Annotated in this window: 9 protein-coding genes; 4 read left to right on the plus strand and 5 right to left on the minus strand. The window is 34.4% G+C overall.

Going from position 1 to position 15,551, the window contains the following annotated elements; all coding sequences use genetic code 11:
- Nucleotides 1-247: 247 nt before the first annotated feature.
- Together CLU83_RS10575 and CLU83_RS10585 are read right to left on the minus strand one after the other, a co-directional pair.
- Nucleotides 248-1,309, minus strand: coding sequence for a cellulase family glycosylhydrolase (locus CLU83_RS10575; RefSeq protein WP_198512282.1), 1,062 nt, complete (start codon nt 1,307-1,309; stop codon nt 248-250).
- Between the two features lie 1,534 nt (nt 1,310-2,843).
- Nucleotides 2,844-3,245 (minus strand): TerB family tellurite resistance protein, encoded by a 402-nt coding sequence (locus CLU83_RS10585; protein ID WP_100431577.1) that lies wholly within the window; start codon nt 3,243-3,245, stop codon nt 2,844-2,846.
- Nucleotides 3,246-3,303: 58 nt separating this feature from the next.
- Between CLU83_RS10585 and CLU83_RS10590 the strand changes: the two genes are divergently transcribed.
- Complete coding sequence (locus CLU83_RS10590; RefSeq protein ID WP_232727058.1) at nt 3,304-4,110, plus strand: alpha/beta hydrolase; 807 nt, start codon at nt 3,304-3,306, stop codon at nt 4,108-4,110.
- Nucleotides 4,111-4,180: 70 nt separating this feature from the next.
- Here CLU83_RS10590 and CLU83_RS10595 read toward each other — a convergent pair whose 3' ends face one another.
- A complete protein-coding gene (locus tag CLU83_RS10595) occupies nt 4,181-5,692 on the minus strand; it encodes a thioredoxin-like domain-containing protein (RefSeq protein WP_100431579.1) in 1,512 nt (503 codons plus the stop codon).
- A 192-nt stretch (nt 5,693-5,884) separates the two neighbouring features.
- Between CLU83_RS10595 and CLU83_RS10600 the strand changes: the two genes are divergently transcribed.
- Entirely contained in the window at nt 5,885-6,352 is a 468-nt protein-coding gene (locus tag CLU83_RS10600; protein ID WP_100431580.1) for a DUF1456 family protein, read from the plus strand.
- Nucleotides 6,353-6,392: 40 nt separating this feature from the next.
- Here CLU83_RS10600 and CLU83_RS10605 read toward each other — a convergent pair whose 3' ends face one another.
- Entirely contained in the window at nt 6,393-7,958 is a 1,566-nt protein-coding gene (locus tag CLU83_RS10605; RefSeq protein WP_100431581.1) for a YdiU family protein, read from the minus strand.
- Between the two features lie 209 nt (nt 7,959-8,167).
- Here CLU83_RS10605 and CLU83_RS10610 point away from each other — a divergent pair, with 209 nt between their 5' ends.
- On the plus strand, nt 8,168-9,316 hold the full coding sequence (locus tag CLU83_RS10610; protein WP_100431582.1) for a geranylgeranyl reductase family protein: 1,149 nt from the start codon (nt 8,168-8,170) through the stop codon (nt 9,314-9,316).
- Between the two features lie 113 nt (nt 9,317-9,429).
- Here CLU83_RS10610 and sucC read toward each other — a convergent pair whose 3' ends face one another.
- Nucleotides 9,430-10,623 (minus strand): ADP-forming succinate--CoA ligase subunit beta, encoded by a 1,194-nt coding sequence (gene sucC, locus CLU83_RS10615; protein WP_100431583.1) that lies wholly within the window; start codon nt 10,621-10,623, stop codon nt 9,430-9,432.
- A 408-nt stretch (nt 10,624-11,031) separates the two neighbouring features.
- Here sucC and gltB point away from each other — a divergent pair, with 408 nt between their 5' ends.
- Nucleotides 11,032-15,549: a glutamate synthase large subunit gene (gltB, locus tag CLU83_RS10620; protein ID WP_100431584.1), complete on the plus strand. Its 4,518-nt coding sequence runs from the start codon at nt 11,032-11,034 to the stop codon at nt 15,547-15,549.
- The last annotated feature ends 2 nt before the right edge of the window (nt 15,550-15,551 follow it).

Here is a 15,551-nt window from a genome sequence, read left to right on the forward strand (position 1 = left end):
ATTAATCGGATATTTAGCGAAGTAGCTAAGAAGTATATCACTCATTAATAAATAACTTTGTCTAATAAGTCCTTTTGTAAAATGTGAGCTGATGTGATTTATCCAACGTCAGTTCTCTTCTTGAAACATTTGTAACATATTGAACATTAGAACCACTAGCTAGTGATAGCTTCCCGCTTGTGACGCGATCGGATATAAAAAAAGAAGGCCATCACTGACCTTCTTTTCTTCTATCATAACTTTTTAATTAATTCTCACCCCAACCGTATCTTACGCGGAATATACCGGAACTATTAACTGTGTTAATGGAAATGTTAGTCCCGCTGCCACCTCTGTTAAATAAACTATAGGAATCACCATCTCTTAAACCTGGCCAATAGACACTGGCAATATTATCTGTTCTGCATACATCGCTGGTTGCAACTATATAGGCAATTTCATTATCAGACTGATTTCCATTTTGATAATCTTTACCTGAGTTCATCGTGGCACCAAATTCAGTAATCACAGTGCGGCTGCCATAACTCCCTATCCTGCTGCGCCAATCCGCTCTCCATTGAGTAACAGATCTGGTGGCCCAAAAAGCATAATTATGCAATCCAAGTAAACAGCTATTAAAACGGCTATCGGCTCCGACTCCTGTAACATTATCAGAATATCCTGTTCCATCCAAGATTATTCTTCCTCTTGGAACATTTGGATAATTAGAAAGAAATTGAGCATAAATACCTGTTAGTTGGGATAAAGTGTATCCATGGGGCTCGTTGAATGGTTCAAAATATACATTCCCATTACTTTGATATTTAGTTACTACTGTATTCCACATACTCCAAAAAGCTGTTGTGTTATCAATGATACCATCCTTTGAGGATGAAGACTCCCAACAGGCAATAATTACTTTCCAGCCTTTACTGGTCGCTTTATCAATTACCCCTTGATAACTAGCCCACCAGCTATCTGCTACTGAAGGTGGATTAATTGGAATGCGTATCGTATTGACCCCGCTTATTTTACTTGTAAAACCATTTAAAACGGCATCTGTTTTCGCTGCAACTGTAGCATAAGAGTCTCCTGAGGCCAATCCTGAGATAATAACCCAGCCATCTACAAAATTATCCCGTCCATCTGCCCAATTTACCCCTGCAATCGATGCCGCTCCAACCTTGGCAGTTAAAGAATGACTGCTTACCGCCGTATTTTCAATCTCAAGGGTATTCTCTGCTGCATTAGTCTGATTAACTTCCGCAACTTCATCTTTTGAGCAAGCACATAAAATGATGCCTAACATAAGTACATACTTTTTTTTCATTAACATAAAATAGTTTAAATTGTTAAATTAATATTCCGCAACCTGTTCTAACTCTTATACTAATACCGTAAAAATCAATTTTTAATGGTATTTGCATTTGAGCTTAAATAATGCATTAAAACATCCAGACTCTTTTTTTTGAAATTTCTTTTTCAAAAAGTAACTAAAAGACTCCACTATAGTACAATGCATTTCTACAATTAATCATAAGGTCTATTCATAGGCTTTGCTTGTTTAATTAAAAATTATCGATAGGATTATGATCATAACCAAATACTAAAAATCTGTTGGCACTCCAGCATCAGTGAAAAAACACTTGCTAATATGGCTTTAACCTATAGAGAGTTACAGATATACAGTTCCCAATTTTCGGTAAAAAAGCAATTTAGCCTACCCTATAATAGCAATACTGCATTCGTTCTAATTACTAATACAAAGTAATGTTTAACTGACATGATTCAGGAGGGGTAAATTGGAAAAAAAAGAAGGTCATATTAGAAATTTTACATTTTTTTATTAATAAAAAACACACTAAATAAAAAATAATGCTTTTTAATAATAAATACATAATATTTATATTAATTTACAATACACCATATATCTCTAAAGCATCACAAAAGAAGATGTACTCGTTCGAAATTTGGGATCAACACCAGATGGCGCATTTCATGACTACTACTATTTATTTTAAACTACTTAAATAGTTTTCAGGCAGTATAAAAGATAAATAACTATCACTATTACACTGTATATAACAATCCATTTCTGACGCTCTCTCCTTTGGAGGGATTGGTATGAAATTAGAGGATTAGTTAAGGTATGATTTTTAGGTTTATACCTTAAAAGCAAAAAGAGCAATTTAAAGGCAGTGGAGTTAGTAGATTATTTTCCAAAAGAACGATTGGAGCTTAATGACAAAACAATTGATGCCATTTTATCTGACATGAATAAGAATCTGTCTAAATGGACTGAACTTATGGAAATCTCTTTTTTATCAGATACTATGAAAGAAAAGTATCTGAAGTTGATGAATAATAGGATTAAAAGGTTTTAGTTTGTTTACCTCATAGTAATTTAGCACAATCCAACCTCTTGCGTACTGCCATAATACGACCATACCAGTCCAAAAAGCAGACTGAATAATAGTATTACTATTACAGAATCAATTATTTAAAAAAAACTATATCTACCTCATTAAATTTAAAATGTTAGTAGCTGTTTGGAGGATGAAAATTTGGTTGTTTTCTTAATTTAGCCACTCCAAAACCATAAAATAAAGGAATTTTATGGTTTGATTAGATTCCAGAGGTAATGAGTTATTACTAAAAAGTTTCTCCGAAAATTATATTTTAATCATTTCTGACAAAGAATCTTGGCGAAATGATTTTTAAAAGCCAAAAAAGCACAAAGGCATTATCTTAATGAGATGTCAGCCACGTAATTTCAAACAAAAAATAGTTGTTCTAACAAATAAAAGCGTTAGGATTATTAATATTTGAAGTTTTAGTTGACAAAAATCACAATCAAAAATCAGTTAATTATGCTGTTCCTGAAAATGTCCCAATAAAACTTGCGGCGGAATCATGGCATTGGGAGATTCTTTCATCAGCCTTAATATACGATTCGTAGCACTTGGATTCAATCCCATGTTAATAGCAATTTGGCGAATAGCTTCTTCCTCTTTTGGATGTAAAATACCATCAACATGCATCAATAATGCCAAACGGTAAAATTGCTGAACTCTCTCAAATTCAGACTTAATAATTCCTGTTGGCAATTCTTGATGAAATAAATCGTTAAACTCGTTTTTACTGATGCCTAATTCTTGGGCAACAATCCAAACAAATTGATATTCACGTTCATGCAGTCTTCCGTCAACAACTGAAAATGCAATCATTTCAGATAACAAATTGATTTTATCTTCGTGTTTTCCCATGATATTTGTATTTTTAGCTAAAATATTCTTTTTTTATAAATCAAAAAAATTAATCCCTTTGAAATTATTTTTTCTTATCCCATTATTTTTATTTCTTAGTAAAACAAATGCTCAAGAAAGGACTGCTTCCAAACAGGTTTCCGCTTTTACCATCGAAGCGCCACAATTGAAAACAAGCCGAAAAATTTGGCTGTACTTGCCCAAAAATTATGAAACTTCAACCAAAAAATACCCTGTCATTTACATGCATGATGCTCAAAATTTATTTGATGCTAAGACTTCTTTTGCGGGAGAATGGAATGTCGATGAAAAACTCGACAGCTTGAACGCTCAAGTAATAGTGGTGGGTATTGAAAATGGCGGAGAAAAGCGCATAGACGAATTAACTCCCTATAAAAATGCAAAATATGGCGGTGGAGAAACTGATAAATATCTTGAATTTATTATAAACACTTTAAAACCAGAAATCGATAAAAAATACAGAACAAAGCCTAATGCCAAAAATACCACTATTATGGGAAGTTCTTTGGGTGGTTTGACTTCATTTTATGCTGTTATAAAATATCCTGAAGTTTTTGGAAAAGCGGGCGTTTTTTCTCCTGCTTTCTGGATTAATCGAAAAGAAATAAATGATCTAACCTCGAATAGCAAAAAACTAAAAGCTAAAATTTATTTTCTCTGCGGAGATTCAGAAGGAGATGACGACAGTATGGTTAAAGACCTTAACAACATCGAACTTTTACTAAATACCAACCGCTGTTATTGTTTGCACCTCAACAAAAAAGTAATCGTAAAAGGAGGGCATCACAACGAAAAACTATGGAGGGACGGTTTTACAAATGCTGTTCTTTGGTTGGGTTATTGAGATTTTTGATTAACGATTTTTGATTTTATTACATCAAAAATCGTTAATCTAAAATCATGATTCTTAATCTTTAATTTTTAGAATATTCTTTTCCCATTTGGGTAATAATGCTTTTTATCGTTTCAGAACCAATTCCTTTGGCTTTGATGGCTTTATTTTTGTCGAGTATATAAATCACAGGCGTTGTCACAACATCGTATTTATCCTTGAGATTATTGATATGGACGCCGTCATAAACATTAATCCAATCCAGTTTATTATCAATGATGTATTTTTTATATTTATCGAAATCATTTTGGGTGTAAACTCCGAAAACTTTTACATCTTTCTTTTCTTTCAACATATCATGGTACAGTTCCAAGATTTTTGGCACTTCTTTTTGGCAGTGCCCGCAGTCCACATCCCAAAAAAGCAGTATTAAATAATCGGCTTTGATACTTGATAAAGTCACATAAGATTTTTCGATTTCCAGCTGATAGGCATAATAGATTTTGGTGATTTCTTCGCTTGTTTTTGCGGTATCAAAACCCATTTTTGCAATTTTATCATGTCCAGCAATATCAATCATATAAAGTTCGGGAGCCGTTTTTCCAAGCTGCAGAGGCGTCAAAACGTTCCCCCTGTTTATGATTAGTTTGATTACACTGTCATCATATACACCTTTGGCTTTTCCTGTTTTGAAATAATTATCGACCATATAGACAAACACTTTGTCCATGCCCATAATTTTTGGTATTTCGTATGTCGAAGTAAAATAGGCCAATAAAAGCATATTCATTTTAGTGTCTTGCTTTGTTTTTAACATCATCCTATCAATCTCCACACAAATTGAATCAGGATGCTGAGCAACAACTGTATTGAAATATTGTTTTATTTTATTGGCAAAAAAGGGATTATATAACATGGCATCGTCCTCAAAATTGACTCCATCCCAAAAATGTTTTTTATAGTACTTATAAGAATAAATACTGTCGGGTCTGCCGTTTGAAGCTTTCGGAATATCCTTAGCAACTTTCTCCATCTTCAAATTGAGCATTTCAGAAAGATACGTTCCTTTATTTTGAGCAATATAATTCAAATCATTTTGCTGAATAACCTCATTCAAGAGTTTGAATTCCTTGGTCAAAAGCGCTGTCGAATCTGATTTTTTTTGTTCTTTTATTGATTTTTTAAAACTGTCAAATTCTTTATTTTTGGCAGAAACCAAACGAATATAGTTAAAGAAATTTTCGTTTTGCTTAGAATTAACAGCCTTCAAATTCTCGACTAAATTGGATTTATCCGAATTGATTTGTTGCTTTTGAGATTTCTCATCTATTATGAAATCAAAATAATTGCCCTTTTCCTGGCTGAGCAAAAAATAAACCCCTTTTTCCAAATTCTTCTTTCCTTTGAAAACAATATTTCCGTTGACCACTTTTTTGCAGGTATCAGCAACATACAGTTTGTCAAATTGATAAAAGGCAAGATATGCGACAGTATCTTTACAATTCTTTAAATTTATTTTGATTTCATGCCCCGATTGAGCCTGAGCTGATATTAAACAAAAAAAGAGAACGAAACTTAGTGTAATTTTCTTCATATCTAATCTTTAAGACTCTTTATAAAATAACAGTTAAACATTTTTCAGATAATAATCCCATTTTATTAAGCCCAAAAATAATTGAAATTAAATCTAATTTCAAATAATTGACAAAGTGTTTTTGGTTACAAAAAAACAATACAGAGAAATTCATTTTGTAAATGCTTATCTTTGCGCTTTAAATACACAAAAATGACAAATAACGATATATTCAAAAAACTTCGAGTGGCATTGATGTTGCGCGATGACCAAATAGTAGAGATTTTAGAATTGGTAGATTTTAGAATTTCAAAATCAGAATTGGGTGCTTTTTTTCGTGATGAAAAACACGAAAACTACATGGAATGCGGCGATCAAGTGTTGCGCAATTTTCTAAACGGATTGGTAATTCACTTGAGAGGAACCAAAGAAAACCCTAAAAACCCTACTGATGTTTTGGCTAAGCACAAAGCAGAAATTCCGAAGAAAGAAACTTCAAAAGACAGACCTGAATTTAAGGCTAAACCAAAAGACGCAGAAAAATCCAGAGGAGATCAAAGTCCTTCAAAATCGGCTTCGGGCACTAAAAAACCTAGTAAAAAAGAATTCCCAAAAGGAAACGGAAAAACATCGGTAGTCGAAAAAGTAAAATACAATTTTGGCAAAAACAAAAAATCCTAAGACAACTTAGGATTTTTTGTTTTATTCCGTACAAACCTAATTAAGAACTGCAGCTTAGCATAGAACAGCCAACCTTATCCCTAGCCCAATCAGGTCTTTTGGCAAACCATTTCTGACTATCAGGCTGTTCATCATAAGGCTTTTTAAGCAATTCAAACAGTTCGTTCAATAACGAATAATTTCCTTTATCGGCATCATCAATACACAATTGTGCCATATAATTGCGCAGTACATATTTAGGATTTACAGTATTCATCTGTTTCTTTCTTTCTGCATCAGTAAATACTTCTTCATCGATCCTGTTTTTATAATGTTCTAACCAAGTGTACCAATTATTTAAAACTGATTCTATTATATCCTTTTCGTTATAAAAAGCTTCTTTAATTTTTTCAAATGCTGCTTCTGCTGAATCCAATTTCTGAACACTGCTCAAGTTTCTAAAAAAAATAGTCATATCCGTTTCTGCCAGTTGAAGCAGTTCGGTCAGACTTTCAATTAAAATAATATCTTCCTCCTGAATCAGACTGAAACCAAGCTTATTCCGCATCATATTTAAATAATCTTTTTGATAATCGCTGCTAAAAGCATTCAAGATCGTTTCAAGCGGTTTGGTGTCATTAATTAAAGGAAACAAAGCATTAGCTAATTGGTATAAATTCCACAAAGCAATATTAGGCTGATTGCCAAATCGGTATCTTTTATACTGCCTGTCTGTTGTATTTGGAGTCCAATTTGGGTCGTAATCTTCCAGCCATCCATAAGGTCCATAATCTATTGTAATTCCGTGTATCGACATATTATCGGTATTCATGACGCCATGAACAAAACCAACACGCTGCCAATGAACAATCATATCTAAAGTAGTTCTAGAAACCTCTTGAAAAAAAGCAAGATACTTCTCCTTTCCTTCACTTTTAATCTCAGGAAAATGATGTTTTATAGTATAATCTGCCAGTAATTGAAGCGTAGCAAGATCATTTCTGGAAGCAAACAATTCAAAATTACCGAAACGAATAAACGATGGCGCTGTTCTGCAAACGATGGCTCCTTTCTCATAAGCAGGATTTCCATTATAGAGAATATCGCGCAGCACCTGATCCCCTGAAAGCATTAATGAAAGCGAACGAGTCGTTGGGACACCCAAATAATGCATGGCTTCGGCACACAAATGTTCCCGTATCGAAGAACGCAAAACTGCAAAACCATCAGCTGTGCGGGAATAAGGCGTAGGTCCTGCTCCTTTCAGCTGCAGTGTATAAGACGTATCATTATGCGTAACTTCGGTTAGGTTAATGGCACGACCGTCTCCCAATTGCCCAGCCCAATTCCCAAACTGATGTCCTGCATAAGGCATAGCATACGGGCGAGTTCCCGGATAAACAGTATTTCCCGAAAAAATATTTAAAAAATCATCCGACACTGTATCTTCTTGAGAGAGTCCTAACAAATTAGCAACTTCAGCCGACGCATGAATCAAAGAAGCGTTTGAAGGTTTCTTCGGTTCAACATACGAAAAACATGCTTTCTCCACCTGTCTCGGAATATTGATTTCACTTGGATCGGCAGGCAATTCGGCAGTAAAATTATTTTGAATATGCAGTTTCATTTCTTACTAAATTAATATTACGTAAAGATATTCCATACCTAACACATAATTGAATCCTTGCGATAACTTTATTTTATATCTAAAATCATTATACTTATAAACTGGAAAAAAAGTTAATGGCTGCATTAAAACAGAAAAAAATTATAAAATGCAATCGACAGATAATTTTGAAGATTTCAAAATATTAATTTAGTTTTGCTAAAAAACACATGAAATCATTTGATGTAGCTATTATTGGCAGTGGTCCTGCAGGTGCTTCAGCAGCTTTTGAATTATCCAAATCAGGAATCTCTACAGTTATAATTGAAAAAGAAACTCTGCCAAGATATAAAACATGTGGCGGCGGTCTCGTTTTTAGAGGCTTAAAAATGATGCCATTTGATATTTCAGCTGTAGTTGAAAAAAAGTTTTATTCCATGGATATTTACTTTTCCAAAAAATATCCGCATATAACCACTAAAAGAGAAGAACCGATCGTGAGCATGGTGATGCGAGATACTTTTGACAATTTAATAGTAGAAAAAGCCAAAGATAATGGGGTTACATTATTACAGAATCATAAAGTATTAGACATCACTTTTGGAGAAATTCAAACGATTCATACAACTGAAGGTGATGTTACCGCCAAATTCATTATAGCTGCGGACGGCGCATTAAGTCCTACAGCAAAAATAGCTGGTTGGAAAGAAACGAGAACAATAATTCCGGCATTGGAATATGAAGTAGAAGTTCCAGCGGCTGATTTTGAACGATTGTCTCAAGATGTCCGTTTTGATATTGATGCTATACCTTATGGATATGGATGGTGTTTTCCTAAAAAAAATCATCTTTCAATTGGGGTTGGGGTTATTGTAAAGACCAATAGAAAAATCAATCTTAAACAATATTACGCTGACTACTTAAAAAAACTGGGGATTACCGAAATACTTAATGAAACTGGGCATGGCTTTGTCGTTCCGGTAGCCCCAAGAACGGATTCTTTTGTGCAAAAAAATGTTTTTTTAACAGGAGACGCCGCTGGTTTAGCGGATCCGTTAGTAGCAGAAGGTATATCGAATGCCATTTTGAGCGGTGTACAAGCAGCCCAAGCCATCATAGAAAGTAATTTGAATTCTGAAAAAGCAACAGCATTGTACATTGAAAAACTGCAAACAACAATTTTACCAGAAATTGAAAAAGGCAGAATACTGGCACATCATTTCTATCATAAAAAAAGCTTTAGAAATATTATTTTAAAAAAATACGGTCAGTATGCCGCCGAAGCTATGACTGATTTATTTATGGGAGAAAGAACATATCCTAAAGATTATATAGCAAGCATCAGTAAAAAAATCAAAGAGGCAATTTTTAAAAAATAATCTTGAAATAACTTTTGTTAAATTAAAACAAAAAAATCCTGAGCTTTCACTCAGGATTTTTTATAATTAAATTTTGTAGAGATGCCTAGCAATGCATCTCAATGTATTTTATATTAAGAAAGCGCAGCCTGTACTTGATCAGCAGCTTCTTGGAATTGTACTGCAGATAAAATTGGCATTCCAGAATTATCAATTAATTCTTTTGCAATTTCAGCATTAGTACCCTGCAAACGAACAATGATAGGCACTTTAATAGCATCTCCCATATTCTTGTAAGCATCAACAACACCTTGGGCAACACGGTCACAACGAACGATTCCTCCAAAAATGTTAATCAAAATAGCTTTTACGTTTGGATCTTTTAGGATAATACGGAAAGCAGTTTCAACACGTTTTGCATCAGCAGTTCCACCTACGTCAAGGAAATTTGCAGGCTCAAAACCAGCATACTTAATTAAATCCATAGTTGCCATTGCAAGACCAGCTCCGTTTACCATACAGCCTACTGTTCCGTCAAGATCTACATAGTTCAATCCTACTTCTTTAGCTTCAACTTCAATTGGGTTTTCCTCACGAATGTCACGCATATCGGCATACTTCTTTTGTCTGTATAAAGCATTATCATCGATATTTACTTTAGCATCCACAGCCAAAATTTTATCATCCGAAGTTTTTAAAACCGGGTTGATTTCAAACATAGAAGCATCTGAACCAATATAAGCATTGTATAATGAATCGATGAATTTTACCATTTCTTTGAAAGCATTTCCAGAAAGACCTAAATTGAAAGCAATTCTTCTTGCTTGGAAACCCTGCAATCCAACAGCTGGATCAATTTCTTCAGTAAAAATTAAGTGTGGTGTGTGTTCTGCCACTTCTTCAATATCCATTCCGCCTTCAGTAGAATACATAATCATGTTGCGTCCTGTAGCTCTATTCAAAAGAACAGAAACATAAAACTCTGAAGTTTCACTTTCACCTGGATAGTAAACATCTTCAGCAATTAAAACTTTGTGCACTTTTTTTCCTTCAGCAGAAGTTTGAGGTGTGATTAATTGCATTCCGATTATTTCTTCTGCAATTCCTTCCACCTTGTCAATTCCTTTGGCAAGCTTAACTCCACCGCCTTTTCCACGTCCACCTGCGTGAATTTGGGCTTTTACTACATACCAACTTGTACCCGTTTCGGCAGTTAATTGTTTGGCAGCTGCTACAGCTTCTACTGGGCTATTAGCTACAATTCCTCGTTGAATGCGGACTCCATAGCTAGCTAAAATCTCTTTTCCTTGATATTCGTGTATGTTCATAATATAGAATTTGTCTGGATTCTGAATCTATTTCAGAATAAAAGTGGCACAAAAATAGCAAAATTTAATTTAATTGAAATTTTTTTTAATTATATATCCAACATAAAGCAGAAAAAAAATTAAAGACAGCAATCCATTTGAAACATAATGGAAAATTTAAAAATAATCAGTTATTTTGTTAAAATAATCAGTCAAAAAAGTATAATCCTATATTTATTACAAAAAGAGACTATTTTAAAAAATTAGAAAAATATTTTTTGCTGATATGTCAATTCAAAAGTAAAAAATCAACATTATTATTAATTATACATTACTTTTTTAATTTTATAGCAAAAATAGAACCTTTAGCGCTAGATTCATTCTTTATATGTTATGAAATCTTTAATTTTGTAAAAAAAAATATCAAGCATGAGAGTTAAAGAACAAGGTCTTTATTTACCCGAATTTGAGCACGACAACTGTGGCGCAGGATTTATATGTAATTTGAACGGAATTAAGTCTAATGACATTATTCATAAGGCTCTAGACATCCTAATCAAGCTGGAACATCGTGGAGCGGTAAGCTCAGATGGAAGAACTGGTGATGGTGCTGGAATCTTATTTGATATCCCGCATGATTTCTTCAAAAAAGTTTGTGATTTTGAAATTCCGGAAGTTAGAGAATATGCAGTAGGAATGGTTTTTGTGCCAAAAAGCCCTAACCAAGCTGATTTTTGCAAAAAAACATTTGAATCAGCTATAAAGGATCAAAATCTATCTATATTAGGATGGAGAGACGTTCCTGTTGATGTTTCTAATTTAGGACAAATAGCAGCAGAGAAAGAACCAACCGTTAAACAAGTATTTGTTGGTAAAAACGGTTTAGATATTACTGAACAGCAATTCAATGCCAAATTATTCATGGCTAGAAAAATTGCTGAGCACACTATCCGTAATTCAAGAACTTCTGAAAGTCACATGTTTTACTTTTCAAGCTGTTCTACTACTACCATAATATATAAAGGACTATTGATGCCGGAAGACATCAGCAGATACTATACTGATTTATTAGACAGCGATTTGGTAACCCGTTTAGCTTTGGTTCACCAGCGTTTCTCTACAAACACTTTCCCATCTTGGGATCTGGCACAACCTTTTAGATATATGTGTCATAATGGTGAAATCAACACATTAAGAGGAAACGTGAGCAGAATGCGTGCTCGTGAAGAATTAATGAAAAGTGATGTTTTTGGAGAAGATTTGAAAAAATTATTCCCAATCATCTTGGAAGGAAAATCAGATTCAGCTTCTATGGATATGGTTGTTGAGTTATTATTGATGACTGGACGTTCGTTGCCGGAAGTTATGATGATGGTTGTTCCAGAAGCATGGGAAAAACACAAAACCATGTCGGATGAAAAGAAAGCATTCTACGAATATAATGCCTGCATCATGGAGCCATGGGATGGTCCAGCCTCTATTCCATTTACAGACGGAAACGTAATTGGTGCATTATTGGATAGAAATGGACTGCGTCCTTCTCGTTATACATTAACCAAAAGCGGATTTGTTATTATGTCATCAGAAATTGGTGTACTTGACATAAAACCGGAAGATGTAGTACAACACGGAAGATTGGAACCAGGTAAAATGTTCTTGGTAGACATGAATGAAGGCCGTATTATTGAAGATGAAGAAATCAAACATTCTGTTGTAACCAAACGTCCTTATAGAGAATGGATAGACAACAATATGCTGCAGTTAGCTAAAATTCCTTATACGAATAATCCAATTCCAACGGAAGAAACTGATTTTGAAACAAGACAGCGTTTATTTGGTTACACGATTGAGGATTTAAAAACTATCATTAATCCGATGGGTGCTCAAGGTAATGAAGCATTAAGTTCTATGGGTAATGATACTCCTCTTGCTGTTTTATCTGATCAGCCACAATTGCTGTATAACTATTTCAAACAATTATTTGCTCAGGTTACCAACCCGCCATTAGATGGTATCCGTGAAGAAATAATCACAGATACAAGTTTATCAGTTGGAGGAGATTACAACATCTTTGATATTACTGACATTCACTGTAAAAAAATAAAAATCCAAAATCCTGTAATATCCAATGAGGATTTGGATAAAATAAGAAGCATCGAACATGATGATTTCAAATCGGTTACTATTTCCACTTTATACAAAATAGAAAAAGGAGTTAATGGTTTGGAACGTGCTTTAGAAAAATGCATACAAGCTACATTCAAAGCGGTTTCTGAAGGATGCAACATCGTAATTCTTTCAGACAGAGGCGTAAGTGAAAAAATGGCTCCAATACCAATGTTACTGGCTACTTCTTACATCCACCACTCTTTGAATATTCTAAAAGTTCGTTCTAAGTTTGGTATTATAATCGAATCAGCTGAACCGCGTGAGCCGCATCATTTTGCTTTATTATTTGGATATGGTGCAAGCGCCATCAATCCTTACATGGTAAATGAGATTCTTCATGACCAAGTAAACCAAGGTTTTATTACGGGTGTAAAAGCAGATTATGCAATTACCAACTATAATAAAGCGATTGCAAAAGGTATTGTTAAGATCATGAATAAAATTGGTATTTCTACCTTACATTCATATAAAGCAGCACAAATTTTTGAGATTTTAGGTTTGAACAAAACGTTTACTTCAAAATATTTCCCTTACACTCCTTCAAGAATAGAAGGTATTGGTTTAATGGAAATTGAAAGAGAGGTTAAGAAAAGACACCAAAATGCTTTTCCAAAATCGAATATTGCAAATCTGTTGCCATTAGAAATCGGAGGTATTTACAGATGGAGAAGAAACGGTGAAAAACACATGTTCAATCCAACAACAATTTCAAAATTACAGCAGGCTGTTCGATTGAACAGCCCAGAAAGCTATAAAGAATACTCTAAGATGGTTAACGAGCAAAGTGAAAACTTGATGACCATCAGAGGTTTATTTGAATTCAACAATCTTGACCCTATTTCTATTGACGAAGTAGAACCATGGACTGAAATTGTGAAAAAATTCAAAACCGGTGCGATGTCTTACGGATCTATCAGTCAGGAAGCTCATGAGAATCTTGCGATTGCCATGAACAGAATTGGAGGTAAATCTAACTCTGGAGAAGGTGGAGAAAATCCAAAACGTTTCCAAAAAGAATTGAATGGAGATTCTAAAAACAGTGCCATCAAACAAGTAGCATCTGGAAGATTTGGAGTTTCTATTAACTACCTGACAAATGCTCAAGAGATTCAAATAAAAATGGCTCAAGGTGCAAAACCTGGAGAAGGTGGTCAATTACCTGGCGAAAAAGTGGTGCCTTGGATTGCAGAAACAAGAAATTCTACTCCTTATGTAGGTCTTATTTCCCCTCCTCCTCACCACGATATTTATTCTATTGAAGATTTATCTCAATTGATATTTGACTTAAAAAATGCCAACCGTGAAGCCAGAGTTAACGTTAAATTAGTTGCTGAAGTTGGAGTTGGGACAATCGCTGCAGGTGTTGCCAAAGCAAAAGCAGACGTTATCTTAATTTCTGGTTACGACGGAGGAACTGGTGCTGCTCCTTTAACTTCATTACAGCATACAGGTATTCCATGGGAACTTGGACTTGCCGAAGCACAACAAACTTTAATCTTAAACGATTTGAGGAGCCGTGTAGTTCTTGAATGTGACGGTCAATTGAAAACAGGACGTGACGTTGCTATCGCAGCATTGCTAGGAGCAGAAGAATTTGGTTTTGCAACTGCACCGCTAGTAGCTTCAGGTTGTATTATGATGAGAGCTTGTCACTTGAATACTTGCCCGGTAGGTATTGCAACACAAGATCCTGAATTGAGAAAGAATTTCAAAGGAACTCCGGAACATATTATTAACTTCATGTACTTTATCGCAGAAGAGCTTAGAGAAATTATGGCTCAACTTGGTTTTAGAACATTGAAAGAAATGGTTGGACAGTCTCAAAAACTGAATGTTAATAAAGCAATCAAACATTATAAAGCTAATGGATTGGATTTATCTACTATTCTTTATAAACCAGAAAAAGCAAAAACAGTTCCAAACCATAATACTACTACTCAAGATCACGCATTAGAAAATGTACTTGATTTTGCTATTATAAAAGCAGCTATTCCATCTATTTATAGAAAAGAAAGAACAAGAGTTACATTTGATATCAAAAATACAGACCGTTCTGTAGGTGCGATTTTGAGTAATGAGATTTCAAAAATATATGGTTCTCAAGGATTGCCTGAAGATACTATTCTTGTTGACTTTACTGGTTCTGCAGGACAAAGTTTTGGAGCATTTGCTACTAATGGACTGTCATTCAAAATACACGGAAACTGTAATGACTATTTAGGAAAAGGACTTTCTGGAGGAAAATTAATTATCAAAGTACCGCCTACAGCTACTTTCGCCCCTGAAGACAATATCATAATTGGTAACGTGGCTTTATATGGTGCAATCACTGGAGAAGCCTATATCAATGGTATCGCAGGAGAGCGTTTTGCTGTAAGAAACTCAGGAGCTACAGCTGTTGTTGAAGGAATTGGAGATCACGGATGTGAATACATGACTGGAGGAACAGTAGTTATTCTTGGCAAAACAGGACGAAACTTCGCAGCGGGTATGAGCGGTGGTGTTGCTTACGTATATGACGCCAAAAAGAAATTTGAAAATGGATTGTGCAATATGGAAATGGTTGCCTTAGAAACATTGGAAGAAGAAGATTTAGCTAAATTAAAACGCTTAATCAAAAATCATTCGATGTACACCAATAGCCCTTTAGCGAAACGCGTTTTAGGAGATTGGGAAAACGAAAGCAGACATTTCATAAAAGTTATGCCAACAGATTACAAAAAAGCATTACAAAGATTGGCAGAAGAAAAGCAAATTCAAGAATTAATAGCACAATAGTC

The organism is Flavobacterium sp. 1 (assembly GCF_002797935.1).
Classification (GTDB): domain Bacteria; phylum Bacteroidota; class Bacteroidia; order Flavobacteriales; family Flavobacteriaceae; genus Flavobacterium.